At 71.5% G+C, this 24,092-nt stretch carries 24 protein-coding genes; 16 read left to right on the top strand and 8 right to left on the bottom strand.

Translation table 11 applies throughout. From position 1 onward, the window contains the following. Nucleotides 1-28: 28 nt before the first annotated feature. The 4 genes from ABZ449_RS27115 to ABZ449_RS27100 form a co-directional block, all read right to left on the bottom strand. Complete coding sequence (locus ABZ449_RS27115; RefSeq protein ID WP_360350980.1) at nt 29-1,612, bottom strand: prolyl oligopeptidase family serine peptidase; 1,584 nt, start codon at nt 1,610-1,612, stop codon at nt 29-31. Nucleotides 1,613-1,806: 194 nt separating this feature from the next. Next, the gene (locus ABZ449_RS27110; protein ID WP_360350977.1) at nt 1,807-2,706 is read right to left on the bottom strand and encodes a hypothetical protein; all 900 of its coding nucleotides are present in this window, start codon (nt 2,704-2,706) and stop codon (nt 1,807-1,809) included. A 367-nt stretch (nt 2,707-3,073) separates the two neighbouring features. Then, nucleotides 3,074-4,438 carry a metallophosphoesterase gene (locus ABZ449_RS27105; RefSeq protein ID WP_360350974.1) on the bottom strand — a complete coding sequence of 455 codons (1,365 nt, stop codon included), beginning with the start codon at nt 4,436-4,438 and terminating at the stop codon, nt 3,074-3,076. Nucleotides 4,439-4,610: 172 nt separating this feature from the next. Next, entirely contained in the window at nt 4,611-5,768 is a 1,158-nt protein-coding gene (locus ABZ449_RS27100) for a LacI family DNA-binding transcriptional regulator (RefSeq protein ID WP_360350971.1), read from the bottom strand. Nucleotides 5,769-6,110: 342 nt separating this feature from the next. Here ABZ449_RS27100 and hisC point away from each other — a divergent pair, with 342 nt between their 5' ends. The 5 genes from hisC (at nt 6,111) to ABZ449_RS27075 (ending at nt 11,684) form a co-directional block, all read left to right on the top strand. Further along, on the top strand, nt 6,111-7,190 hold the full coding sequence (gene hisC, locus ABZ449_RS27095; RefSeq protein WP_360350969.1) for a histidinol-phosphate transaminase: 1,080 nt from the start codon (nt 6,111-6,113) through the stop codon (nt 7,188-7,190). A gap of 347 nt (nt 7,191-7,537) precedes the next feature. Further along, entirely contained in the window at nt 7,538-8,923 is a 1,386-nt protein-coding gene (locus ABZ449_RS27090; RefSeq protein WP_360350966.1) for a biotin/lipoyl-binding protein, read from the top strand. Between the two features lie 8 nt (nt 8,924-8,931). Continuing rightward, nucleotides 8,932-9,783: an ABC transporter ATP-binding protein gene (locus ABZ449_RS27085; protein WP_360350963.1), complete on the top strand. Its 852-nt coding sequence runs from the start codon at nt 8,932-8,934 to the stop codon at nt 9,781-9,783. Continuing rightward, complete coding sequence (locus ABZ449_RS27080; protein ID WP_360350960.1) at nt 9,780-10,991, top strand: ABC transporter permease; 1,212 nt, start codon at nt 9,780-9,782, stop codon at nt 10,989-10,991. The genes ABZ449_RS27085 and ABZ449_RS27080 overlap by 4 nt, the downstream gene beginning before the upstream one ends. Before the next feature lie 12 nt (nt 10,992-11,003). Continuing rightward, complete coding sequence (locus tag ABZ449_RS27075; protein WP_360350957.1) at nt 11,004-11,684, top strand: DUF5666 domain-containing protein; 681 nt, start codon at nt 11,004-11,006, stop codon at nt 11,682-11,684. Nucleotides 11,685-11,753: 69 nt separating this feature from the next. Here the strand turns inward: ABZ449_RS27075 and ABZ449_RS27070 are convergent, their stop codons facing one another. Then, nucleotides 11,754-12,005: a hypothetical protein gene (locus ABZ449_RS27070; RefSeq protein ID WP_360350954.1), complete on the bottom strand. Its 252-nt coding sequence runs from the start codon at nt 12,003-12,005 to the stop codon at nt 11,754-11,756. Then, nucleotides 12,002-12,364 carry an ATP-binding protein gene (locus tag ABZ449_RS27065; RefSeq protein ID WP_360350951.1) on the bottom strand — a complete coding sequence of 121 codons (363 nt, stop codon included), beginning with the start codon at nt 12,362-12,364 and terminating at the stop codon, nt 12,002-12,004. Before ABZ449_RS27065 ends, ABZ449_RS27070 begins: the two co-directional genes overlap by 4 nt. 228 nt (nt 12,365-12,592) lie before the next feature. Between ABZ449_RS27065 and ABZ449_RS27060 the strand changes: the two genes are divergently transcribed. From ABZ449_RS27060 to ABZ449_RS27040, 5 genes are all read left to right on the top strand, one after another. Further along, nucleotides 12,593-13,459 carry a helix-turn-helix transcriptional regulator gene (locus ABZ449_RS27060; RefSeq protein WP_360350949.1) on the top strand — a complete coding sequence of 289 codons (867 nt, stop codon included), beginning with the start codon at nt 12,593-12,595 and terminating at the stop codon, nt 13,457-13,459. Further along, nucleotides 13,452-13,658, top strand: a complete 207-nt coding sequence (locus ABZ449_RS27055) for a DUF397 domain-containing protein (protein WP_360350946.1) — start codon at nt 13,452-13,454, stop codon at nt 13,656-13,658. Before ABZ449_RS27060 ends, ABZ449_RS27055 begins: the two co-directional genes overlap by 8 nt. A gap of 309 nt (nt 13,659-13,967) precedes the next feature. Beyond that, a complete protein-coding gene (locus ABZ449_RS27050) occupies nt 13,968-15,218 on the top strand; it encodes a histidine kinase (RefSeq protein ID WP_360350943.1) in 1,251 nt (416 codons plus the stop codon). Then, complete coding sequence (locus ABZ449_RS27045) at nt 15,206-15,856, top strand: response regulator transcription factor (RefSeq protein ID WP_360350940.1); 651 nt, start codon at nt 15,206-15,208, stop codon at nt 15,854-15,856. The genes ABZ449_RS27050 and ABZ449_RS27045 overlap by 13 nt, the downstream gene beginning before the upstream one ends. 88 nt (nt 15,857-15,944) lie before the next feature. Then, entirely contained in the window at nt 15,945-16,532 is a 588-nt protein-coding gene (locus ABZ449_RS27040; protein WP_360350938.1) for a GNAT family N-acetyltransferase, read from the top strand. A 67-nt stretch (nt 16,533-16,599) separates the two neighbouring features. Here the strand turns inward: ABZ449_RS27040 and ABZ449_RS27035 are convergent, their stop codons facing one another. After that, nucleotides 16,600-17,034, bottom strand: coding sequence for a VOC family protein (locus tag ABZ449_RS27035; protein ID WP_360350935.1), 435 nt, complete (start codon nt 17,032-17,034; stop codon nt 16,600-16,602). A gap of 355 nt (nt 17,035-17,389) precedes the next feature. Here ABZ449_RS27035 and ABZ449_RS27030 point away from each other — a divergent pair, with 355 nt between their 5' ends. The 6 genes from ABZ449_RS27030 to ABZ449_RS27005 all read left to right on the top strand — a co-directional run bounded on the left by ABZ449_RS27030 (nt 17,390) and on the right by ABZ449_RS27005 (nt 21,604). After that, complete coding sequence (locus ABZ449_RS27030) at nt 17,390-17,581, top strand: hypothetical protein (RefSeq protein ID WP_360350932.1); 192 nt, start codon at nt 17,390-17,392, stop codon at nt 17,579-17,581. Next, nucleotides 17,565-18,089: a DUF6879 family protein gene (locus tag ABZ449_RS27025; RefSeq protein WP_360350929.1), complete on the top strand. Its 525-nt coding sequence runs from the start codon at nt 17,565-17,567 to the stop codon at nt 18,087-18,089. The genes ABZ449_RS27030 and ABZ449_RS27025 overlap by 17 nt, the downstream gene beginning before the upstream one ends. Next, nucleotides 18,086-18,919: a helix-turn-helix transcriptional regulator gene (locus ABZ449_RS27020; protein ID WP_360350926.1), complete on the top strand. Its 834-nt coding sequence runs from the start codon at nt 18,086-18,088 to the stop codon at nt 18,917-18,919. The genes ABZ449_RS27025 and ABZ449_RS27020 overlap by 4 nt, the downstream gene beginning before the upstream one ends. Nucleotides 18,920-19,189: 270 nt before the next feature. Next, the gene (locus ABZ449_RS27015; RefSeq protein WP_360350923.1) at nt 19,190-19,528 is read left to right on the top strand and encodes a hypothetical protein; all 339 of its coding nucleotides are present in this window, start codon (nt 19,190-19,192) and stop codon (nt 19,526-19,528) included. Nucleotide 19,529: 1 nt separating this feature from the next. Continuing rightward, a complete protein-coding gene (gene tgmB / locus ABZ449_RS27010) occupies nt 19,530-20,504 on the top strand; it encodes an ATP-grasp ribosomal peptide maturase (RefSeq protein WP_360350920.1) in 975 nt (324 codons plus the stop codon). Continuing rightward, the gene (locus tag ABZ449_RS27005) at nt 20,501-21,604 is read left to right on the top strand and encodes a methyltransferase domain-containing protein (RefSeq protein WP_360350917.1); all 1,104 of its coding nucleotides are present in this window, start codon (nt 20,501-20,503) and stop codon (nt 21,602-21,604) included. Before tgmB ends, ABZ449_RS27005 begins: the two co-directional genes overlap by 4 nt. 110 nt (nt 21,605-21,714) lie before the next feature. Here ABZ449_RS27005 and ABZ449_RS27000 read toward each other — a convergent pair whose 3' ends face one another. Next, nucleotides 21,715-23,835 (bottom strand): transglycosylase domain-containing protein, encoded by a 2,121-nt coding sequence (locus tag ABZ449_RS27000; RefSeq protein ID WP_360350914.1) that lies wholly within the window; start codon nt 23,833-23,835, stop codon nt 21,715-21,717. Nucleotides 23,836-24,092 lie beyond the last annotated feature (257 nt).

Below are 24,092 nucleotides of genomic sequence, written 5' to 3'. Positions count from 1 at the left end.
CGTCTGCCCGCCGAGGCCCCGGCGGGGGTCAGGGCAGCAGCAGCCCCCAGGACAGGGCCCACGGCAGGAACGCCACCCCGGCCAGCAGCAGCGCGCCCAGCCGGGCCCGGTCGGCCACCGAGGCGGCGGCCAGGGCGGCCCGCCCCCGCAGGGCGCCGGCCGCGGCGACGGCGGACGACCCGAGCGCGAACAGCGCGAGCAGTTGGACGGCCAGCCAGACCACCGGGCGGCCGAACAGGACCGGGCCGGGGAACATCGCGGCGGTGACCATGAGGAAGAGCAGGTACCCGAGGGCGCCGAGGAGGGCGGCCGTCCCGGCGAGGGCGGCCCAGCGCGCGGCCCGGGGCAGGGCGGCGGGGCGCGGTCGGCGGCGCAGGTGGCGGGCGGCGCCGGTCAGCGCGTAGCCCGCGAAGCCGGTCAGGCAGAGCAGGGTGGCGACGGCCTCGAACCAGGTCGACTCGTACCAGGGGAGCGGTTCGAGCGCGCGGCTGCGGATGTCCTGGTGCGGGGCCGGGTCGGCGGAGGCGGTGGGCAGGCCGGTGGCCAGCCGCTGGATCCAGGCGGACTCGGTCTCGGCGTAGTCCGCCGGGAGCCGGTCGGGCCGGTCGTAGCCGTCGTCCCCGGTGAGGTGCAGGTTGTGCCGGACGCCGGGGACGGTCCGCAGCGTGTAGTGGGTGTTGTCGCCCCGGTCGAGGGCCTGGCGGATGATCGTCGCGCTCTCCTCGGGGGCGGCCTCGCGGTCGAGGGTGCCCCATTCGGCCAGGACCGGCTGCCGGACCCGCTCCCACACCGGCACCGGGTCGTAGTCGGCCTCGGGGAAGAGCCCGGCGGCGGTGAGCTGCCGGACGGAGGTGTCCGAGAGCGCGTCGACCAGCGAGCCGGAGACGCCGGCGTGGTGCAGGTAGCCCCGGTACGCCCAGGCCTGTTGGCGGGCCGGGGGGAGGCCGACCGCGCCGACGGTGACCAGGTACGTCGCCTCGGTGGAGCGGGTGGCGGCGAGCGAGGCCACCCAGGCGCCCTCGGACAGGCCCCACAGCCCGACCCGCTCCGGCGCGACCTCCGGCCGGGTGCGCAGCAGCCGGACGGCGGCCAGGGCGTCGTCGGCCAGCTGCCCGTAGTCCCGGTGGGTCATCGAGTAGCCGTCGGTGCGCTTGTCGAAGATCAGCGTGGTGACGCCGTGCCGGGCGTACGCCTCGGCGGCGGCCCGCAGCTCGGCCAGCGGGCCGGGGCCGGCGCCGGGGATCATGACCAGCCCGGGGGTGCGGGTGCCGGTCGTCGCGGTGGGGGCGGCCAGCACCAGGCCGTGCAGGACGGTGCCGTCGGCGCCGGTGAACTCGACCGGGCTGGGGACCGGATCGCCCGTCGCGGACGGGACGCTCGCGGACGGGCCGCTCGCGGTTGTGGTGCTCGCCGAGGTGGTGTTCGCGGGAGTGGTGGGCGCGGAGGTGACGTTCACGGCCGCGCCCACCGGCACGACGTTCAGCGGCGCGGCGCCCGCCGGTGCCCCGGTGGGGAGCAGCCCCAGTAGGGCCGCCGCCAGCGCCGCCGCCAGGGCGGCGACCGGCAGTGGCGCCGGTCCGGTGCGTGGTGGTCGGATGGGTCCGGTGTTCATCGCTGTTCTCCCCCGCTCGTTCTCCACGTGTGGCTTCCACCCTGGCGGGCAGCGGAGTTCGGGGCGATGGAGGCGGCACCCGGACCGGGGGTGGGGATGTCCCCCGTAAGCGCCCGGGCCCGCGGAGGCGTCCCGGGCTCGCGGAGGCGTCCCGGACCCGCGGCAGCGCCCCGGGCGCTCGGGCCGCGGCGGGCTCAGCCGACCTCGTCGGGCCCGGTGAAGTCGGGCGGCGTGTAACCGGGCCCGGTGAAGTCGGGCCCGGTGAAGGCGGCCGGGCGGGAGGAGCGGCCCTGGGGGTCGGTCAGCCCCTCGGCACCGGGGCTGCTGAACGCGGGCGAGGTGTAGCCGGGGCTGCTGAAGTCCGGGCCGCTGTGGTCGGGGTCGCCGTGGTCGGGGCCGTCGGGGCGCTGACCGTCGGTGCGACCGGGCCCGGCCGCCGGGCCCGGCACCGGTGGCAGCGCGTCGAGCAGGTAGGGGAGGAGTCCGCGCTCGCGCAGCGCGCTGCGCCACTCGCGGTGGGCGTCGCCGAGTTCGGCGGCGAGTTCCGGGTCGGTGCCGGCCGGTGCGGTCGCGGCGCCTTCGCGCAGGGCGGTGAGCAGCAGCCCGAGGATGCCGATGGCCATCGCGGCGACCCCGGCGGCGAGCGCCACCCAGCCGGCCGTGACCAGGGAGTGGGCGAGGGCGAGGTCCGGGCCGGTGGCGCGCAGCAGGTAGCCGATGAGCAGCAGGAACAGGGCGGCGGCCCAGGCCAGGATCGGGGTGAGCACGGTGAGGACGGGGAACAGTCCGGCGCCGCCGCTCCCGGAGCGCAGCTGGGTGAGCAGCCCGGGGGTGGCCGGTTCGCCGCCGGGCGGGGACGGGGGCGGGGGCGTGCTGTGCAGGCTCTCGCGCAGCCGGGTGTAGTGGGCGTACTCGGTGGCGGCCGCGGCGTTGACGCGGTCGGCGTCGCGCAGCGCGCTGATGCGCAGTTGGTCGGTGGTGAGCGCGCCGGGTGCGCGCAGGGCGGTGAGGACGGCGCGGTCGCGCAGGGCTTCCGTGAGGAGGCGCTCGTACTCCGGGCGGTCCTCGGCGAGCAGGGGCGGGGGGTTGGACATGGGGACCCCGTTCGTGCGGACCCCGTTCGCTCCGCCCCGGGGGCGCGCGGCCCTCAGGGCGCCGAAACGGGCGCGGAGGCGGGCCGCCTGACGGGCGGCCGGGTGTGGTGTGCCTCATGGTAGGGGCGGGCGCGCCCGGGCTGACAGTCGGTTTCCGGATTTTCGCGCCCCGGGACGCGCGCACACGACCACCCGAGCGCCGGGAACAACTGTTCGACAGAGACGGTCGGTTGACGATCGGTCGGCTACCGGAGGCCATCCGGGCATCCAGGCAACCGGGCAACCGGCCGGCCAGACCACCGGCCCGGCCAGACCACCGGCAGGCCGGACCACCGGACCACCGGGCAGCCGCCCGGCCCGAGCCGCCTCAGCCGATGGGCAGCCGGGCGACCAGCAGCCGCCCCTCCATGGTGACGCCGCCGTCCATCGCCACCGCGAGGTCGTCCGCGTACACGTACGGCCCGGGGATGTGCGGCGGCTGGCCGTCGTCGTTGTGCACCGCGCCGGTGAGGTACGGGATCGGGCTGTGCCCGTGCACGATCCGGCTGCCGCCGTAGGTGTCCAGCAGCTCGTGGACGGCCGTCGGTCCGGCGTCGCCGCGGAAGGCGAACCGCTTGGTGAAGCGGCGGAAGCAGTCCCACCACTCGTCCACGCTGCCGTCGGCGAGCAGGTTGTGCACGGCGTCGTTGACGTCGGGGATGGACTCGCCGTACTCCAGGTACGCCGTGGTGTCGGAGTGCAGCAGCAGGTGGCCGTCCTCGACCGCCATGGCGGGGAGCCGGGAGAGCCAGCTGATGTGGTGTGCCTCCAGCCGGTCCAGGTCGTTCTGCTGGCCGCCGTTGAGCCGCCAGGCGGCGAGGAAGGAGGCGGTGCCGGCGGTGGACTGGACGGGTTCGTCGCCGTACTTGGCGGCGCCGAGGAAGAGCAGTTCGTGGTTGCCCATCAGGGCGCGGCAGTAGCCGCCGGCCGCGGCGGCCTCGGCGGCCAGCTGCATGACCAGGTCGATGACGCCGATGCCGTCGGGGCCGCGGTCGGTGAAGTCGCCGAGGAACCAGATCCGGGCGCGGCCGGCGGACCAGTGGCCGTCGGCGTCGATCAGGCCCTGGTGGCGCAGCTCGGCGCGCAGTTCCTCCAGGTAGCCGTGCACGTCGCCGACGACGTAGACCGGGCCGGGCGGCTCGCCGGGGCCGGGGGCGGGGTACGGGTAGGTCGGTGCGGCGGGGTCGGGCAGCGGCGGGCCGAGCTCGATGGTCGGCGGGTCGTCGCGGCCGTCGAGCCGGAGTGCGGGGGAGGGCTGGTCGGGCAGGGTGGGCTCGTAGCCGCCCTGGTCCTGGCCTTCGTAACCGCCCTGGTCCTGCCCGTCGTAGCCGGTGCGCTCCTCGTAGCCCGTGCGCTCCTCGTACCCGGGGCCGTCCTCGTAACCGGCCCCGTCCTCGTACCCGCCCTGCCCCTGGTGCGAGAAGGCCGGGGTCTGGTCCATGCCGATGCCCTGGGCGTGCACGGTGTGGCCGTGGCCCTGGCCGTCGGGCCAGTGCTGCTCCAGGTAGCGGGCTCCGCCGTAGCCGCTGTAGGTCTCCCCGTTGTAGCCCTCCCCCTCGTACGGCGGGGCGGGGTAGCCGGCGGCGGCGTCGGGTTCGTAATAGGTGCCGTACGGCAGCACGTCGAGGTCCGGCTGGTGGCGGGGGCCCGGGTGGGGGTGCTCGGGCCCGGGGAAGCGGTCCTCGGGTGTCATTCGCCCATCATAGGAAGACCACTCTCCCGGCGTCGTCACCTGGTGGGTATCCAATCCTCCGGAGCGTCAGCCGGGCGGCCTCGCAAGGTCCGTTTTGTCCCGGCTCGGTACGGTCTCGTCAGCTGGGGTCGGGCGGCGTGTCCCGCCCCCGGGGCGGCGCCGGCGGGGTGGTCTACACCTCGCCCGGGGGCCGGGGCGGGCTGACGGTGGTGCGCGGACTCCGGCGCTGGGAGGAGGCGCGGACGATCAGTTCGGTCGGCATCAGGGTGCCGGGCGGAGGCCCGGTGCCGGCGGTGCGGAACCGCGGCGGGAAGAGCCGGGCGATGTCCACGCCCGTCCCGGAGTCCACGCCCTCGATCGCGTCGATGAGCAGGTTGACCACGGTGGTGCCGATCTTGCGCGGCTTGAGCGAGAGCGTGGTGATCGGCGGCTCGGTGGTCGCGTAGACGTCGCTCTCGCTGCAGCAGACCAGCAGCAGGTCGTCCGGCACCCGCAGGCCGTAGCGGCGGGCGGCGGCCAGCAGGTCGGTGCCGTTGGGGTCGAACAGTCCGTAGACGGCGTCCGGCCGGTCGGGGCGGGCGAGCAGCCGGTCGGCGGCGACGGCGCCGGCGGCCGGGTCGTGTGCCGGGTAGGTCTCGTACACCGGCTCCTGCCCGACCTTGGCGCACCAGCCGAGGTAGGCCTCGGTGGAGAGCCGGGTGTAGGTGTCGGTGCTGGTGCCGGTGAGCAGGCCGATCCGGCGGGCGCCGGCCTCGGAGAGGTGTTCGAGGATGCCGAGCACGGCGGCCTCGTGGTCGTTGTCGACCCAGGCGGTGACCGGGCAGTTGCCGGGTTTGCCGTCGCTGACCACCGGGACGCCGGAGCGGTACAGCTCGCTCACCAGGGGGTCCTGGTCGGGCGGGTCGATCACCACGGTGCCGTCCAGGGCGATGTTGCCCCAGACGTCGTGGCGGGAGGAGGCGGGCAGCACCACCAGCGCGTAGCCGCGGCCGAGGGCGGCGCTGGTGGCGGCCCGGGCCATCTCGGCGAAGTACGCGAACTCGGTGAAGGTGAAAGGTTCTTCACCGTAGGTCGTGACGGTCAGGCCGATCAGGCCGGACCGTCCGGTGCGCAGGGTGCGGGCGGCCGCGGAGGGGCGGTAGCCGAGGCGCTCGGCGACCTCGCGCACCCGGCTGCGGGTCTCGTCGGGCAGGCGGCCCTTTCCGTTCAGCGCATCGGAGACAGTGGTGATCGACACTCCGGCGGCTGCTGCCACATCCCGGATGCCGGCCCGCTCCAGACGCCGTGAGGTGGTGGGACGCCGACCGCTCTGGTTGGCTGCTGCTGTCATGGCGGACCGATCGTATGGCTCCTGACAAGGGTCTGTGACCGGCGCATCGGAAGCCCCTGGAGATACGTTTCTCCAAGAGTGAGCCGGGGTGCGCCCCTTCGATACCCGTCTGAAACCAGCACTCTTACCTCTGACATGTGCCAAAGGAACGGGGCAGAATGGCTGATCTGCGCCTGTAACCCGACCGGGCATCTCACTCCTACGGGTGAGGGCGGTCGGTATGGTGCAAGGCACCCGACCGGGGTGGTCCGGGCGCGTCACGAGGTCCCGGGCACGGAGGCGAACCCGTCCGTGGCGGGCGAGCGCACCGGAGAGTTCCGCAACTGGAAACGGAGTACGACCGTGAGCAGTGGTACGTCAGCGCAGGGCCCGCGGCTGCGGCCGACCCTCGACGGCATCCCCACCTACAAGCCCGGCAAGCCGGCCGGCGCCGACGCCTACAAGCTGTCCTCGAACGAGAACCCCTACGAGCCGCTGCCCGGCGTCCTGGAGACGGCGGTCCGGGCGGCCGGCTCGTTCAACCGCTACCCCGACATGGGGGTCACCGAGCTGACCTCGGTGCTGGCCGAGCGCTTCGGGGTGCCCGCCGAGCACATCGCCACCGGCACCGGTTCGGTCGGCATCGCCCAGTCGCTGGTGCTCGTCACGGCCGGCCCGGGCGACGAGGTGATCTTCGCCTGGCGCTCCTTCGAGGCGTACCCGATCGTCGCCACGGTCTCCGGCGCCACGCCCGTCCCGGTGCCGCTCAAGGCGAACGGCGACCACGACCTGGACGCGATGCTCGCCGCCGTCACTCCGAACACCCGGCTGATCTTCGTCTGCAACCCCAACAACCCCACCGGCAACGTGATCCACCGCGCCGAGCTGGAGCGCTTCCTGGACGCCGTCCCGAGCGACGTCCTGGTCGTGGTGGACGAGGCCTACATCGAGTTCATCCGCGACCCCGAGGTGCCCAACGGCATCGAGCTCTACCGGGACCGCCCGAACGTCTGCGTGCTGCGCACCTTCTCCAAGGCGTACGGCCTGGCGGGTCTGCGGGTCGGCTTCGCCATCGCGCACGAGCCGGTGGCGGCCGCGCTGCGCAAGGTCGCCACCCCGTTCGGCGTGAGCCAGCTCGCCCAGAACGCGGCCGTCGCCTCGCTGCGCGCCGAGGAGGCGCTGCTGGAGCGGGTGGAGGCGCTGGTCGGGGAGCGCACCCGGGTGGTGGCCGGGCTGCGCGCCCAGGGCTGGGAGATCCCGGACTCGCAGGCCAACTTCGTCTGGCTCTGGCTCGGCGAGCGCTCGACGGAGTTCGCCGCCGCGTGCGCCGAGGCCGGCGTGATCGTGCGGCCGTTCCCGGAGGGCGTGCGGGTGTCGATCGGCGAGGCCGAGGGCAACTCGATCTTCCTCTCGGTCGCGGAGGCCTTCCGCAAGTCGCTCTGACGTCCTGGCGTCCTGACGTCCTGCTGGTGATCGCAGGGGCGCGCCGGTCATTCGGCGCGCCCCTGCGGCGTTTCCGCGCGGGGACCCGCATTCCGCGCGCGGGTGCCCGAGCTGCCGCCTCCCCCGGCGATCCCCACGCGACTGCGTGAAAGCGTCCTCGGAACGTCCTCCCGGATGGCTGGAGGTCGCTGGGAGCCCGCTGGGAGTTCGGCCAACGGTCTCCCACGGGGCGGCCAAGGCGCCCGCACGGGCCGGGTGATCCGTCCGTAATGCCCGGATCCGGCCGGTCAGCCTTCTCCCAGCCGGCGCCCAGGACGACGCAAGAGCTCCCCGGGAAGCTGTGCGGCATGAAGGTGCTCCCACGGCGGCGAGGCGCCGTCCTCGTCAACTCCGCGCTCGGCGTGGCCCTGCTGGGCGGTGCCGCCCTGGTGTACGCCACGGTCAGCGGCAGCTCCGGCCCGGCCTCCGCGAAGCCCGCGGCCCGTACCGCGACGGTGTCCAAGGGCACCGTCCTGGCCACCGTGTCCGGATCCGGCACCCTGGTCTCGCCGACCGACGCGGCCCAGGACTTCACCACCGGCGGCAAGCTCACCGCGGTCGAGGTCGCGGTCGGGGACGCCGTGAAGAAGGGCCAGGTGCTCGCCACCGTCGACACCACGGCGGCCCAGCAGCAGGTGGACGCGGCCCAGGCGGCCCTCACCACGGCCCAGGCCAACCTCACCAAGGCCCAGGCCGGCGTCACCACCACGACCACCGAGCAACTGCCGGGCGCCACCTCCGCCGCCACCCCCGGCGGCGGGGCCGGCAGCGGTGGCCGCGGGGCGGGCGGGAGCAGTACGCCCGCCCCGCAGACCGCCACCGTCACCACCACCAAGGTCGACGACGCGGCTGTGGCCCAGGCCCAGCAGCAGGTCGCCACCGCGCAGACCAACCTCGCCAACGCCCGGGCGGCGCTGTCCGGCACCACCCTGACCGCCTCGGTGGACGGCACCGTCGCCTCCGTCTCCGGCAAGGCCGGCGACACGGTCGGGGCCACCGCGAGCGGTTCCTCCTCAACCAAGTCCACGGGGAGCGGCGCGAGTTCGACGTCCGCCCCGAGCGGCTTCATCGTGCTCACCAACCCGACCGGGATGCAGGTCACCGCGAACTTCTCCGAGCTCGACTCGCTCAAACTGAAGAAGGGCGAGGCGGCCACCGTCACCCTGAACGCCCAGTCCGACACCAAGCTCAACGCGACCGTCCTGTCCGTCAGTTCGCTGCCCACCGGCAGCGGCTCCGGCGGCGCGGCCGGCTCCGCCGCCGTCCAGTACGCGGCCACGCTCCAGATCACCGGTGACACCAGCGCCCTGCGCACCGGCCTCAGCGCCACCGTCCAGGTGATCACCGGCGAGGCGGACAACGCGCTCTCGCTGCCCACCTCCGCGCTGTCCGGCACCGGTACCTCGCGCACCGCGACCCTGGTGCGGCCGGACGGCGCCACCGAGCGGGTCACCGTCGGCATCGGGGTCGAGGGCGACAGCACGGTGCAGGTGGTCTCCGGGCTGAAGGAGGGCGACAAGGTCGAACTCCCCACCACCAGCGGCGGCAACGGCTTCCCGAACGCCTCCTTCCCGGGCCTCGGCGGCAACCGCGGCGGGGCCGGCGGCGGGGTCTTCCCGGGCGGTGCCGGCGGGGCCGGCGGGGCCGGTGGCGGTGGCGCCGGTGGCGGGACCGCTCGCGGCGGCAGGGGCTGAGACCGGTCATGCGTCACGTCATCGACAAGCGCGTCCCGGCGCACCCCGTGCCGGTGATCCGGATCCGCCGGCTCACCAAGGCGTACGGGCACGGCGACGCCACCGTGCACGCGCTGCGCGGCCCCTCGGATCCGCGGACCGGCGAGCCGCAGGGCGTCAGCCTGGACATCGAGCAGGGCGACTTCGTCGCCGTGATGGGCAGCTCCGGCTCCGGCAAGTCCACCCTGATGAACATCCTCGGCTGCCTGGACGTCCCCACCGCCGGCCGCTACCTGCTGGACGGCACCGACGTCGGCCACCTGGACGAGCAGCAGCTCGCCCTGGTGCGCAACCGCAAGATCGGCTTCGTCTTCCAGTCCTTCAACCTGGTGCCCCGCACCACAGCGCTCGCCCAGGTCGAGCTGCCGCTCGCCTACGCGGGCGTGCGCACCGCCGAGCGGCGCCGCCGGGCGATGGCCGCGCTGTCGCTCGTCGGGCTCGCCGAGCGGGCCGGGCACAAGCCCAACGAGCTCTCCGGCGGCCAGCAGCAGCGCGTCGCGGTGGCGCGGGCGCTGGTGACGGCGCCCGCGATGCTGCTCGCCGACGAGCCGACCGGCAACCTCGACAGCCGTTCGACGGAGGAGGTGCTGGCCCTGATCGACGGCCTCAACGCCACCGGCCGCACCGTCGTGCTGATCACCCACGAGGACGAGGTCGCCCGGCACGCCAAGCGGGTGCTGCGGCTGGTCGACGGGCAGATCGTGAGCGACCTCCGGCAGGCGCCCGTGGAGGGGCCGCCGCCCTTCCTGGACGCGGCGGTCGCGGGCGCGGCGAGCGCAGCGGGCGCGGGCGCGGCGTCGGTCGCGGAGGTGCCGGCGTGATCCTCTGGCAGACGCTCCGCTTCGCCGTCGGCGGCCTGGCCGCCAACAAGGTGCGCTCGGCGCTCACCATGCTCGGGGTGCTGATCGGCGTGGCCTCGGTGATCCTGCTGCTGGCGGTCGGCAACGGCTCCTCGGTGGCGGTCAAGGACTCGATCACCTCGCTCGGCACCAACTCGCTGACGGTCAGCGCCGGTTCGGCGAACGGCGGCTCCCGGGCCACCTCCTCGGTCAAGAAGCTCACCGTCGCCGACGCCAAGGCGCTGGCGAGCGACGGCGACGCGGCCGCGATCCGGTCGGTCGCGCCGGTGGTCACCACCAGCGGGACGGCGCTGTACGGGAACGTCTCGTACAGCCCGGGCTCGATCGTCGGCACCTACCCGTCGTACTTCGAGACCGCCAACCAGAAGGTCGTCCACGGCGAGTACTTCACCGACGACGACGTGCTCGACGCGCGCAAGGTCGCGGTGCTCGGCGCGACGACGGCCAAGCAGCTGTTCGACACCGAGAACCCGGTCGGCAGGTCGATCGTCCTCGGCGGCACCCCGTTCACCGTGGTCGGCGTGCTCCAGGCCAAGGGCGGCAGCGGCTTCACCGACCCGGACGACGTGGTCATCGCCCCGCTGCCGACGGTGCAGAACGCCTTCACCGGCTTCGGCTCGGTCAACCAGATCCTGGTCCAGGCCGCGAACGCGGACAGCACCACCGCGGCCCAGTCCGAGATCACCCGCGTCCTGCTCGGGACGCACGCGATCGCCGACCCCGCCAAGGCGGACTTCCGGATCACCAGCCAGGCCTCGCTGCTCACGGCGAGGGAGAGCACCACGAAGACCTTCACCGTGCTGCTCGGCGCGGTGGCGGCGATCTCGCTGCTGGTCGGCGGGATCGGGATCACCAACATCATGCTGGTGACGGTCACCGAGCGGACGCGCGAGATCGGCATCCGCAAGGCGCTCGGCGCGCCGCGCGCGGTGATCCTGGGGCAGTTCCTCACCGAGTCGACACTGCTGTCGGTGATCGGCGCGGGGCTGGGCGTGGCAGCCGGGATCGCCGGCTCGCACGTCAGCATCGTCGGCATCAAGCCGGTGGTGATCCCCGAATCGGTGCTCGGCGCGTTCGCCATCGCCGTCGCCATCGGGCTGTTCTTCGGCAGCTACCCCGCCAACCGGGCCGCCTCGCTGCGGCCGATCGACGCCCTCCGGCACGAGTAGGACTCCACTGTCATGAGCAAAGAGATCGCCAGGGTCAGCCCGGACGCCGGTACCCCGGCCGAGCAGATCGCCCTGCTCGCCACGCCGCCGGACGCCCGTGACGTGAGCGCCGAACTGGCCGCGCCGCCGAGGCGGAAGCTGCCCTGGCTCAGCCTGGCGCTGGCGGGCGGCGTGATCGCCACCGGGGCCTTCGCGGGCGGGGTCTGGTACCAGAAGGACAACGGGACCTCGGGCGGCGGGAAGTCCTCCGCCCGGCCGGCCGCGGCTGCTGCTGCGACGGGCGGGGGCTACGGGCAGGGGCAGAACGGCTCCCGTCGCGGGGGTCAGGGCCAGGGGCAGGGCGGGCAGGGGGCGGGGCAGGGCGGGCAGGCCGGTTTCGCCCGGGGCACGGTCAAGGCCGTCGACGGCAACACCGTCTACCTGACCGACGCCAACGGCAACACCGTCAAGGTCACCACCGGCGACGCGACGAAGGTCCAGCTCAACAAGGAGGGCAAGGTCGGAGACCTCCAGCCCGGCCAGAGCGTGACCGTCGTCGGCACCCCCGACGCCAACGGTGGCTACACCGCCAGCCAGCTGGTCGAAGGCGCCGCCGGTGGTGCGGGTGGCTTCGGCGGTGGTGGCTTCGGTGGTGGCGGGGCCGGTGGTGGCGGGGCCGGTGGAGGAACGCCCAGGAACCCGTCCGGCGGCTGACCCGGAGCCGACGGACGCCGCGAGGCCCTCGCCCCTTCGGTGGGCGAGGGCCTTCGCGTGTTCAGCGGCTCACCGTTCCCACGCCGCGTCCCGGTCCAGGTCGCGGAGCAGGTGGAGGAGGTTGAGGAGAGTGCTCACCGGCGCGTTGCCGAAGTCGACCAGGAGACGCCCGTCGAGGATGGTCTCCCCGGCCGAGGCGGAGCCCCAGAGGAGCCCGTACGGGAGGCCCCGGCGGTGCAGCTCCCCGAGGAGGGCGGTGATGTGCGGGGCGGTGAAGTCCCGCATCCGGGGATCGTCGGGGGCGATCGGTTCGCGGGTCACGCGGCGGAGTCCAGCTCGTACCAGACGGTTTTGCCGCGCTTCTGGGGGTCGACGCCCCAGCGGTGGGTGAGGCCGGAGACGAGCTGGAGGCCCCGTCCGGACTCGGAGAGGAAGTCGAGGGACTTCTCGTCGGGGAGCGCGTCGCTCTCGTCCGCGACGCAGACCCGCAGGGTGCGGTCGTCAAGGGAGAAGTAGACGACGGGCGAGGCGGTGTGGGCGTGTCGCCACGCGTTGACGATCAACTCGCCGAGAGCGAGCTCGGCGTTGAAGATGGTCTCGGTGTCCCAGGCGGCGCGGGTCAGGACGTCCCGCAGGGCCTGCCGGGTGAGGGTGAGCGAGGGGGTGTTGAGGGTGCACACGGGAACCTCCGAGAGGCATGAGTGTGGAGGGGGAAGGCCGTGAGCCAGGCCAGGTGCTGGTTGCTCTTCGGCGGGAGGGCAGTTGGCGCCTACTGCCCGGAACCAAGGCGTATCTGACGATCCATCGGATCGTTCTGGAAATGACGATAGCGCGAGCCGCCACAGATTTGTGGCGATCCGCGAGAAGTTCCCCCGAACGTGGCTGTCGTTCTGCGGCAGACTGATCCCATGGCCCTACGATCGAACCCGACCCTCCGTCAGCTGCGGTTGGGTGCCGAGCTGCGCAGGATGCGTGAACAGGCCGGCCTCGGCGGCAGCCAACTGGCCCGCGCGCTGGGTATCAATCCCGCCCACGTGACCCAGATGGAGAGCGGCAGGACCGGCATCAGCGTCGAACGCCTGCGCACGATCGCCGCTTTGTGCATGTGCGTCAACGAGCCCTTGATCGACGCCCTCGCGGACATCATCACGGACCGCGACAAGGGCGGCTGGTGGGAGGAGTATCGCGGAAACCTTTCGCAGGACTTCCTTGAGGTCGCTGAGATCGAAGCTCACGCACGAGGCCTGTCGGTCTACACGATGGCCTTCATCCATGGACTGCTTCAGACCAACGCCTACGCCTCAGCTGTCTTTGCTCGCTCCTACCCGCCTTTGCCCGAGCACGAGGTCGATCTGAGGGCATCCTTTCGCTTGCGGCGTCAGCACATCATCCGCTCCGAGGCGACGCCATACACGGCATTCATCCATGAAGCAGCACTGCGCATGCAGTTCGGCGGGGCCAAGGTCCAGGCCGAGCAGCTTGAAGCCGTTGTCGAGGCCTCGGAAAGGTCCAATATCTCCATCCGAGTCGTGCCGTTCGACGTCGACATGATTCCGCTGCCCAACGAGAACTTCACCTACGTCGAAGGTCCGGTTCAGGAGCTCGACACGGTCCAGTCAGACTCGGGCGTCGGAAACCTTCTCTTTGACGCGCCAGCCCACACAGCCAGATTTCGGTCGCTGCTCGCCCGGATCGGCTCGTCTGCTCTCTCACGGGAGGAGTCCCGAGAGTTTATCCGCTCCATCAAGAAGGACATGGAAAGTAAATATGCGTAACTCCACCTGGCAGAAGTCCAGTTTCTCGGGCTCGAACGCCGACTGTGTTGAGGTGCGGACCACCGTCGATGGAGTGATCGAACTCCGCGAGTCCGACGAGGGCGAGGTCATCGTCCGCACGACCGCTCGCAGGTTCGCCTCCCTCCTCCAGGGTGCGAAGGCGGGCGAGTTCGACCACCTGATCACCTCCCGCGCCTAGCGAATTCTTCCGGTGGCCCCTTGTCGCCGGCAAGGGGCCACCGGAACGGCATGCAGTCGCGGACGGCACGGGCCAGGTCGGCCAAGCCGCTCAGGATCCAGACGGCGATCTCGGGGTCGAAGACCTCGCCGTCTGCGCTGTCCACCGGGCCCGGTCCACCTGTCGGCGGCCGGCAGGAGCCGACCTACCGACCCGGGACGCTGTCCGCCCTTACGCCGAGATCGAGATCTACAGCTGGTACTAGGTTCACCATGAGATCGGGTACAGGTTTCATGGCACTGTCCTCCTGCGGTGCCCTAGCGTCGTGCCATGACGATTCCAGCTGGACTGAGACGCACGGTCCTCCGGGCGCGGCGGGACACCGGCTTTCTTGCCGCCGGTGTGCTGCCGCACCTGGCGCTGGTGCCCGTGTGGGCCTGGGCGGCGGCGACCACCGCCAGGACGGGGAACTGGCTCCTGACGGTTTCCGTGTCGGCCGCCCTGGTCCTGCTCGGCGCCCCGGTGCTGACGGCCGTTCAGCGGGCTCGCTACCGGGTGCTCATCGGTGTGGACGTCCCCCGGCTCACCCCCACCGCGCCGGAACGACGGACGTGGGCCTCGACCGCCCGGTGGCTCGCCGCGACGCGGCCTTGGCGCAAGATCGGTTACCACCTCCTGCTGGGCCCGCTGCTCGCGCTGCTGGAGCTGCTGGTGCTCGCGGTGGCGGCGGCGTGCCTGGCGGGCGCCACCGCCTACGCCTGGTCATGGGTGCTGCCAACCGGAAGCCGCCAGGACTGGTTCGGCTACCTGACCCAGCTGCCGGCCTACACAGCGGCTGGACTCCTCCTCCTGTGCGCCCTGCCCTGGGCCGCGCGGGCAGTGGTCCGGGCCGAGGCGCGGCTGGCGTTGGGCCTGCTCGGGCCCAGCCGGGCGCAGCGGCTCCAGGAGCGGGTCGATCAGCTGGCCGTGAGCCGGACCGACTTGATCGAGGCCGTCGACGCGGAGCGTCGCCGGATCGAGCGGGACCTGCACGACGGCACCCAGCAGCGGTTGGTGTCTCTCGCGGTCAACCTGGGTCTGGCCATTGCCACCCGCCCGGACCTGCCGAGTGATGCCCGCGACGAGGTGATCGCGAGAGCGCACCTGGATGCGAAGGAGGCGATCACCGAACTCAATGACCTGGTGCGGGGGCTGCACCCGGCCGTGCTCGAAGACCGAGGTCTGGACGCGGCGTTGTCCGGGCTGGCTGCCCGCACGCCCCTGTCGGTGCGGCTGCGGGTCGATCTGGAGGAGCGGGTGGCGCCCAACGTGGAGTCGGTCGCGTACTTCGTGATCTCGGAGGCGCTGGCCAATGCGACGAAGCATGCCGACGCGATGCGTGCCGAGGTGTTGGTCCGTCAGGTCGGCGGGGTGCTGCGCGTGCGCGTTACCGACGACGGGCTGGGCGGTGCCGACGCCGCCGCCGGCACGGGGCTGACCGGGCTGGCCAAGCGGGTCGGCTCCCTCGACGGGGCCTTCCACGTCAGCAGCCCCGTCGGCGGGCCCACCACCATCACCGCGGAGCTGCCGTGCGCGCGGTGATCGCCGAGGATTCGGTGTTGTTGCGGGTCGGCCTGATCAAGGTGCTGGAGATGGGCGGGTTCCAGGTCGCGGCGGAAGCCGGCGACGCGGAGGGGCTGTTGGCGGCGGTGGCGGAGCACCGGCCCGAACTCGCCCTGATCGACGTCCGGATGCCGCCCGGCTTCACCGACGAGGGGGTGCGGGCGGCGCTGGAGATCCGTCGGCGCTGGCCGGGGACGGCGGTGGTGCTGCTCTCGCAGTACGTGGAGGAGCGGTACGCGGCCGACCTGCTGTCTGCGAACACCAGCGGTGTGGGCTACCTGCTCAAGCAGCGGGTTGCCGATGTCGCCGACTTCGTGGCGGCGGTCCGGCGAGTGGCGGACGGGGGCACGGCCCTGGACCCGCAGGTCGTCGCCCAGTTGCTGCTGCGGCGCGACAGCGACCCGCTCGCGCGGCTGACCCCCCGCGAACGGGAGGTGCTCGGCCTGATGGCCGAGGGGCGCTCCAATGCCGGCATCGCGCAGGCGCTGGTGGTCAGCGAGAGCGCCGTGGCGAAGCACATCAACAACATCCTCGCCAAGCTCGACCTGCCCGTGGTCGACGCGGACCACCGCCGCGTCCTGGCCGTGCTGCGGTTCCTCGGAGCGTCGCGGGCCTGACCTTCCCATCCGTGATCACGATCCACGGGCTGGAGTACCAGCCGAATAATCACTGGCCGGGGCGGCGACGCCTGATGAAGATCGCCGGATGCATCCCTTTCTGCGGACCGACCGCCTCACCCTGCGGCCGTTCACCGAAGCCGACGTCGATGACCTCTTCGCACTCGACGACGACCCCGAGGTCATGCGCTTCATCAACGGCGGCAAGCCGGCCGACCACGAGGCGATCCGTACCCGCACGCTGCCCCGCCTCCTCCACGACCACCCCTGTACCGGCACCCGGGGCTTCTGGGCGGCCCAGGAGCGGAGCACCGGCACCTTCCTGGGCTGGTTCGAACTCCGCCCGCTCGATGACCACGATCCCGCCGTCGTCGAGCTCGGCTACCGGCTGAACCGGGCGGCCTGGGGCAGGGGTTGTGCCACGGAGGGCTCGCGGGCCCTCGTCGCCAAGGGGTTCACCGACCTCGCGGTGGAGCGGGTCACCGCGAACACCATGGCGGTGAACACGCGTTCCCGGCGCGTGATGGAGAAGTCGGGGCTGTCGTTCCTCCGGAGCTTCTTCGGGGACTGGCCGGAGTCGATCCCCGGGTCCGAGCACGGCGAAGTCGAGTACGAACTCCTCAAGGCGACCTGGGAAGCACGGGAAGTCGGCCGGTCCGACTTCCCACGCAGGTAGCGCAGTTCGTGCCGGTGGCCCCCTTGCGTCTCGCAAGGGGGCCACCGCGGTGGTTCCGTAGAAGCGCTCAGTCCAGGCAGAACTCGTTGCCCTCGACGTCCTGCATGTTGAGGCACGACTCGTTCTTGTCGTCGGCGATCAGCAGTTGCCCGCGAGTCGCGCCCAGGGGGAGCAGGCGGGCGCACTCGGCCTCCAGCGCCGCCAGGCGCTCCGCACCCACCAGTCCGGTGCCGACCCGCACGTCGAGGTGGACCCGGTTCTTGACGACCTTGCCCTCGGGGACGCGCTGGAAGTACATCCGCGGGCCCACGCCGGTGGGGTCACTGGCGACGAACCAGGCGTCCTGCTCCTCGGGCGGCAGCGAGCGCTGGTAGTCGTCCCAGGTGTCGAACCCCTCGGGGACGGGCGGCGGGACGTACCCCAGGACCTCGCACCAGAAGCGGCCGACGCGCTCGGGCGACGCGCAGTCGAAGGTGATCTGGACCTGCTTGACCGATGCCATCGGGCCACCATAGCCATGACAAGAGGGCCGCGCCGCCCAATTTCCATCCCGAATCCGCAGGTTGAGGGCCGCGGGGCTGGCTCCCCTGCCCACCCTGGTACGCCGTCCTTCAGGGCCTCTCCGCCCTCCCCGTCATCGCCCTCCCCGTCATCGCCGTCGCCCGATTTCCTGCGCCGAAGGTTCTCCCGGCGGCTCCTTGCTTTCCGCAAGGAGCCGCCGGCCAACGGCGGGTGCACGGTTTTGCGGCAGATGTTCGAGACGGCCCCAGTTTCCAGTACCGGCAACACAGGATCCTTGCCTCGGGCGGTGAAGTCCCGAGACCATCATTCAGAGACTCGTCGAGCAAGGGGCAACTGTGAAGCTGACACGGCTTGTAGGTTCCTGCGACGAAGGTGAGTGCCCGACGTTGTATCTGACCGACCGGGGCACGCTCGCCGTCCAGGGCGAGCACGTGACCGATCACGGTCTCCAGATCCCGGCACATGAAACGTTGGTCGAGATTCCCGTCGAACTCATTCGAAAGGCCGTCCGTGACAACCTCATCTAAGACTCTCGGCGACTGGTTCGCGGCCTTCGAGCGAGAGGCGTTCCGGCTCGAAACGCTCGATGACTACAGCCAGTCCGGCGGAATCGACGCCTACAGAGCCTTTCTTGCCGGTGAGGAACAGCCGGACGACTACAAGAACGCCGGATGGGTCAGGACGGTGGCGGATGCCACGCAGGCCGGCAAGCGCATGTACCGGGTGCACATCCTCTCGCGGCCGCTCACGGGCTACCTCCGCTTCGAGCTCGCATGGGGATACCACCGCAACATGGCGGCTGGTGAGGAGTTCTTCATCCTCGACGTGACCGACCGGAGGAACCCGGTCCCCGAAGCCCCGGACTTCTGGCTCTTCGACGACGAGACCGTCGCAGCCATGAGCTACGACGACGGCAAGTACCTCGGCGTCGACTTCCGCACAGGCGCCCCGTCCGCTGAATTCAGGGCGTACCGCGACACCGTGATGGCCCAAGCGATTCCGTTCTCCGACTGGTGGGCCGAGCACAGCGAGTGAACAGAACGGAGCTGGGACCGGCGCTTCGGGAACTACGGCAGGCCTCCGGTAAGGAGGCCAAAGCCGTGGCCCGAAGCGCTGTCATGTCTCCAAGCAAGCTGAGCAAGATCGAAACTGGCAAGGTGCCGCCCACGGTTGTGGACATGGAGCGCATCCTCACCGCCATAGGTGTGTCCGACGAGGTCAAGTCCGAGTACATGGCCGCCGCGCGGGCGCAGGCCACGGAGGCGACCGCCTGGCGTCTGGTCCGACGCCTCGGGTACCACCGCAAGCAGCAGCAGATCAAGGCGCTGGATGACTCCACCGGGCTTCTCCGCGTGTTCCAGCCTTCCCTCGTTCCGGGACTCCTGCAGACCCCGGAGTACGTGCGTGCGCTCTTCGGGAGGAAGGGGCTCGGAGAGGAGCCACTCGGGCGGGCCGTTGCCGCGAGGCTCGTCAGGCAGCAGTCCCTCTACGACGCCGCAAAGACAATACAGTTCGTCATCACCGAACCTGTTCTCCGGTGGCGTCTGCTGCCACCCGCGATGATGGCCGGGCAGCTGGACCGCATTCTCTCCGCCTCTCGTCTCTCCCATGTCGACATCCGGATCGTGCCGCTTGCTGCACCGCAGACCGATGTACCCGCGCACTCCTTCGTCATCCGGGACGACCGGATGGTGACGATCGAGACCGTGCACGCAGAGGTGACGGTCACTGATCCGCGGGACGTCGAGTTGTACGTCCACAAGTTCGATGGATTCGCCGCCTCAGCCATGGTGGGAGAGGAGATGTATCGGTTCATCGAGGCGATTCGAGACGAGTACCTGGGCGCCGGACAAAGGATGGAGTGATGACCTCGTGAGTGCGGATTGGCAGGCTTCGAGGAGTCGATGCCGAATCGGCATGGATGAGAAGCAGGACGAGTTGGCGGCGCTTGAGCCGGACGCGAGTGAGTTCCGGTACGGGCGATTTTTGACCGAACAGGAAATCCCGGCCGGTGACTCGGGTTCTGTCCCTACATTTGTGCTCGCCCGATGACGGGAGCCGCAGGGGCCGGCACTTGCTGGAGCCCTGCCGCTGTGCGCCCATCAGTCCTTGAGTGCGACGACGCGGAGGTACACATGTCCACCACCGTTCTGAGCCGGCCGGGAGGCGTCCCGGTGTTCGACCGCGCCGAGTCCCGGTTGCCGATGGGCACGACCGGAGCGACGCCCATGCCCGAGCTGGACGGCGAGGGCGGGCCCGGGAGCCCGTTCGCCTTTCGGTTCCTCGTTCCGGTCACCGGGGCCGGAGGGATCCTGCCCGCCGACATCGGCTACGACGACGAGACGCAGACCTGCACCTACGAGGGCCTCCCGCCCGGCGTCTACATGACCAGCACCCCGCCCAAGACCTACGGCCCGACGCAGCCCTCCGGGCAGATGGACGCGCCGGACGACCCGGGAAGCAGCAACGACTGACATGGCGTCCGCCGAATCCGTCCTCGTGCTGACGGGGACCTTCGATCCCACCGCCGACCTCGTGATCGAGGAGCTGAACCGGCGTGGAACCTCCGTCTTCCGGGTGGACACGGCGTGGTTCCCGTCGAGGCTGGCCGTGGCGGCCGGCCTCGACGGGGCGTCCGGCTGGACCGGGACGCTGGCCACCGAGCGGCGCACGCTGGACCTCTCGGCCGTGCGGTCGGTCTACTACCGCCGCCCGACCGCACCGGAGTTCCCCGCCGAGATGTCGGCGGCGGCCCGCAGCGTGGCCTCCGCCGAGGCGCGGCGAGGGTTCGGAGGCCTGCTGTCGGCGCTGTCCTGCCGGTGGCTGCCGCCGCCGGGCCGCGCGGCCGATGCCGAGTACAAGCCGTTCCAGCTCCGGGTGGCGGCCGAGTGCGGGCTTCGGGTCCCGCGGACGCTGATCACCAATCTCCCGACCGCCGCAAGGGAGTTCGCGGACGGCATCGGGGCGCCGGTGGTCTACAAGCCCTTCACACCGATCCGCGGGACCATCGGCGGTCGGTCGGTCGCCGTCTACGCGAGCGTGATGGAGGAGGGCGGGATCGATCACCCTTCGATCTCGACCACGGCGCACCTGTTCCAGGAGTGGATGCCCAAGGCCCACGAAGTGCGTCTCACGGTGGTGGCCGGGCAACTGTTCGCTGCCGAGATCCACGCGAACTCGGCAGCAGCAGAGGTCGATTGGCGCAGTGACTACGACAGCCTGACCTATCGGGCCTGCGATCCTCCGACGGCGGTGGCGAACGCGGTCCGACGAATGCTGGAAAAGCTGGGACTCCCCTACGGGGCCTTCGACTTCGTCGTTTCGCCATCGGGGGACTGGACGTTCCTGGAGATCAATCCCAACGGGCAGTACGGGTTCATCGAGCAGGCGACCGGGCTGCCCATCACGGCCGCCATCTGCGACTACTTGGAAGGGCTCGACCGGGTATGACGACCGCCCCGTACGACGACGACCAACTCCTGCGGGCCCGGATCGGGTTGGCCTCGGAGATCGAGCGGGCGAGCACGGTGCCGGCCTCGCGGGTGGTGGAGGCGTTCCTCAATGTGCCGCGGCATCCGTTCGTTCCCGCCTTCTTCCGGGAACGGGACGGCGTCCATCTTCCCTGGAGGGCGGGGGACGGTTGGCTGCGGGAGGTGTACACGGACCGGGTGCTGGTCACCGAGGTGGACGGCGTGCACGCGGAGGCGGCCGGCCCGGACGGGGTGCGCGGGGTGGCGACCTCCTCGTCCACGCTGCCGAGCCTGATGGCCGACATGCTCGACGCGCTGGACGTCCGCCCCGGGGACCGGGTGCTGGAGATCGGGACGGGTACCGGCTACAACGCGGCCCTGCTCTGTCACCTCGCCGGCGACCGGCACGTCACGACGGTCGATCGCGGTGAGCACCTGGTGGCCACCGCCCGTACCCGGCTGGGCGAGGCGGGTTTCGGGCCGACGGTCGCGGCGGCCGACGGAACCGACGGCTACCCGGGCGGCGCGCCGTACGACCGGATCGTCGCGACCTGCGGTGTCCGCCGGCTGCCCCGGGCGTGGCTCGACCAGTGTGCGCCGGGTGGTCTCCTCGTCGCCCCGATCGGCGGCGCGGTGGCCAGGCTCACCAAGCTGCCGGACGGGCGCGCGGTGGGTCGGTACCTGCACTGTCCGGCCGCCTTCATGCCGCTGCGCGACGGAACGGAGGCGGACCGGGAAGCGCCCGCGAGGCGAGGAGACGGCCGGAGCACGGAGACCGACGCCCACGTGCTGGACGACCCGGGGTTCGCGTTCTGGGCCGACCTCCACCTCGGGCCCACCGTCGTCCGTGACGGCCATGTCCTCCGTGACAGCGCGGACGGCTCGATCGCCCACGCGCGGGGCCGCACCGTCGTCCTCGGCGGCCCCCGTGACCTCTGGCAGACGGTCGAGGCTGCCCACCGCACCTGGCTCGACCTGAACCGTCCCCGACGGGAGTGGTTCACCGTCGAGGCTGGGCCGGAGGGGCAGGTCGTGGGCTACGCGGCACCGGACGGCACCACATTCCGCTGGTCTCTCTGACGGAGCGAGAAGTCGGCCCGGCCGACTTCTCGCGCACCCGCGCCCTGAAGTACCGCGCCCCGCCGAGCTGGTGTGCTCGGCGGGGCGAGGTGCTGCGAAGATGTACGAGGTCAGGGCTGCTGCTGGTCGGGCTGGGTCGTGGTCGCCGGGCCCGTGGTGTTCGCGGGGCCGGTGGGGGCACCGGTCGCGGGGGTGGTGCTCGGGTCGGCCTTCGGCGGTGCCGGGTCGGGGATGTCGGCCATCGGCAGGGTCTGCTTGGGCGTGCCGCGCAGGGCCTGGTTCATGGCGTCCCGCCAGATCGGGCCGGGGCCGTCGGCGCCGAACACCTCCGTGCGGTACTTCCCGTTGATGGTGATGTTGCGCATCTCGACGCCGCCCTTGGGGCCGCCGAGCCAGACGGCGGTGGCGAGCTGCGGGGTGTAGCCGGTGAACCAGGCGGCCCGCTTGCGGTCCGAGGTGCCGGTCTTGCCGGCGATCTGCCGGTTGTCCTCCAGGTTGAGCGCCGCGCCGGTGCCGTTGTTCTCGGTCACGCCGTTCAGGACGGTGTTCAGGGCCCGTGCCGTCGACTCGGAGAACGCCTTCTCGCAGTGGCCGGCGGGGACGGGGACCTCCTTGCCGTCCACGGTCGTGATCTTGTTGATGGCGACCGGGTCGCAGTGGGTGCCCTGGGCGGCGAAGGTCGCGTAGACGCCGGCCATGGTCAGCGGGCTCATCTCCTCCACCCCGAGGGCCATCGCGGGGACCTCCTCCAGGGGCTTGCCGCTGGCCTTGGTGGTGATGCCGAGCTTGTTGGCCATCTGCTTGACCGCGCAGAGGCCGATCTCCTGCTCCATCTGGATGAAGTAGGTGTTGACCGAGAGGGCCATCGCCTGCTTGAGCTGGTACGGGCCCTTCTCGCTCGCGGACTCGTTGGGCACCACCGTCTTGGGGCGGGCGTCGTTCTTCCAGGTGCCCTCGCAGGTCTTCATCGTCGGGTACTCGAGCTTGTTCGGGGACGAGTACTCCTGGGTCGCCGGCAGGCCCGCCTCCAGGGCCGCGGCCGCGACGACCGGCTTGAAGGTGGAGCCGGGCTGGAAGCCGTTGCCGCCGCCCATCGCCGCGTCGACGTTGAGGTTGACGACGGTCTGGTTCTTCTCCTCCAGCAGGCCGTACGGGCGGGTCTGGGCCATGGCGAGGATCTTGCCGGTGCCGGGCTCGACCATGGTCGCGGCGGCGGAGACGCTGTCCGTCACCCGGACGTTGGAGCTCACCGCGTTCTGGGCGGCGGCCTGCTTGTCCGGGTCCAGGGTGGTGTAGATGTTCAGTCCGCCCTGGTTCCAGAACTTCTTGCGCTCCTCGGCGCTCTTGCCGAAGACCGGGTCCTGCTTGACGACGTGGCGCACGTAGTCGCAGAAGAAGCCCATTCCGGCCTGGGCGATGATGCAACCGTTGCGCGGCTCCTTGAAGTTGAGGCCCAGTGGGGCGGCCTTCGCCTCCTGCGCCTGCTCCGGGGTGATGTGCTTGTTCTCCAGCATCTTGCCGATCACCACGTCGCGGCGGTTCTGCGCGGCCTGCGGGTGCAGCTTCGGGTCGTACTGGGACGGGTTCTGCACCAGCCCGGCGAGCATCGCCGCCTCGGCGACGGTCAGGTCCTTGTTGCTCTTGCCGAAGTAGCGCTGGGAGGCGGCCTCCACACCGTAGGCGCCGTTCCCGTAGTACGTGATGTTGAGGTAGTTAGTGAGGATCTGCTCCTTCGGCAGTTCCTCCTCCAGCTTGATGGCGACCTTGAGCTCCTGGATCTTGCGGCCCAGGGTCTTGCGCTGGGCCTCCAGGACGGCGTCGCGGTCGTCGCCCGCCTGCTCGACGTTGACGTTCTTCACGTACTGCTGGGTGAGGGTCGAGGCGCCCTGGGAGGTGGTGCCGCTCTCCGCGTTCTTGCTGAGCGCGCGGAGGATGCCCTTGAGGTCGACGGCGCCGTGCTCGTAGAAGCGGGCGTCCTCGATGTCGACCTGGGCCTGTCGCATGAACGGCGACATCTGCTCGGCGGTGATGACGGTGCGGTCGCGCTCGTAGACCTTGGCGATCAGCCCGCCCTTGGCGTCGAAGATCTGGGTGGCCTGGGTGAGCGGCGGGGTCTTGAAGTCGGTGGGGACGTCCTCGAACCCCTCCGCTGTGTCCTTGGCCGTCAGCCCGATGCCGCCGGCGACGGGCAGGGCGAGGCCCGCCAGCAGCACGCCGGACACGACGCTCACCCCCAGGAAGGTCGCACCGAGGCGGGCCAGCCGGAGCGGCGTCCGGCGTGACCGGGGCGGTCGGAGGTCCGCGTCCTCGGAGGAACTCCATATCGGGGGGAGATTCGATTCCATTCCGGAATGCTAACCCTTGGAAGTCGCTGGTCGAACGGTTTTTCCGGTGCGGTTGTCACGGCTCTGCAACAGGAGCCGGAGTTTGGCTCAGAAATGTCAAGTCGTGTACGTACCGAGCGGCCGTGGGGGAATTCGGCGGTCGG

This window comes from Kitasatospora sp. NPDC005856 (assembly GCF_040629945.1).
In the GTDB taxonomy this organism is placed as follows: Bacteria; Actinomycetota; Actinomycetes; order Streptomycetales; family Streptomycetaceae; genus Kitasatospora.
This window is presented reverse-complemented; position numbering and strand designations above follow the sequence as displayed.

Bases quoted from the DNA above. Each gene is read 5' to 3' on its own strand.
- ABZ449_RS27115 (WP_360350980.1), bottom strand. From the start codon at position 1,612: ATGAACACCGGACCCATCCGACCACCACGCACCGGACCGGCGCCACTG.
- ABZ449_RS27110 (WP_360350977.1), bottom strand. From the start codon at position 2,706: ATGTCCAACCCCCCGCCCCTGCTCGCCGAGGACCGCCCGGAGTACGAG.
- ABZ449_RS27105 (WP_360350974.1), bottom strand. From the start codon at position 4,438: ATGACACCCGAGGACCGCTTCCCCGGGCCCGAGCACCCCCACCCGGGC.
- ABZ449_RS27100 (WP_360350971.1), bottom strand. From the start codon at position 5,768: ATGACAGCAGCAGCCAACCAGAGCGGTCGGCGTCCCACCACCTCACGG.
- ABZ449_RS27090 (WP_360350966.1), top strand. From the start codon at position 7,538: ATGAAGGTGCTCCCACGGCGGCGAGGCGCCGTCCTCGTCAACTCCGCG.
- ABZ449_RS27085 (WP_360350963.1), top strand. From the start codon at position 8,932: ATGCGTCACGTCATCGACAAGCGCGTCCCGGCGCACCCCGTGCCGGTG.
- ABZ449_RS27075 (WP_360350957.1), top strand. From the start codon at position 11,004: ATGAGCAAAGAGATCGCCAGGGTCAGCCCGGACGCCGGTACCCCGGCC.
- ABZ449_RS27060 (WP_360350949.1), top strand. From the start codon at position 12,593: ATGGCCCTACGATCGAACCCGACCCTCCGTCAGCTGCGGTTGGGTGCC.
- ABZ449_RS27055 (WP_360350946.1), top strand. From the start codon at position 13,452: ATGCGTAACTCCACCTGGCAGAAGTCCAGTTTCTCGGGCTCGAACGCC.
- ABZ449_RS27050 (WP_360350943.1), top strand. From the start codon at position 13,968: ATGACGATTCCAGCTGGACTGAGACGCACGGTCCTCCGGGCGCGGCGG.
- ABZ449_RS27040 (WP_360350938.1), top strand. From the start codon at position 15,945: ATGCATCCCTTTCTGCGGACCGACCGCCTCACCCTGCGGCCGTTCACC.
- ABZ449_RS27035 (WP_360350935.1), bottom strand. From the start codon at position 17,034: ATGGCATCGGTCAAGCAGGTCCAGATCACCTTCGACTGCGCGTCGCCC.
- ABZ449_RS27015 (WP_360350923.1), top strand. From the start codon at position 19,190: ATGTCCACCACCGTTCTGAGCCGGCCGGGAGGCGTCCCGGTGTTCGAC.
- tgmB (WP_360350920.1), top strand. From the start codon at position 19,530: ATGGCGTCCGCCGAATCCGTCCTCGTGCTGACGGGGACCTTCGATCCC.
- ABZ449_RS27005 (WP_360350917.1), top strand. From the start codon at position 20,501: ATGACGACCGCCCCGTACGACGACGACCAACTCCTGCGGGCCCGGATC.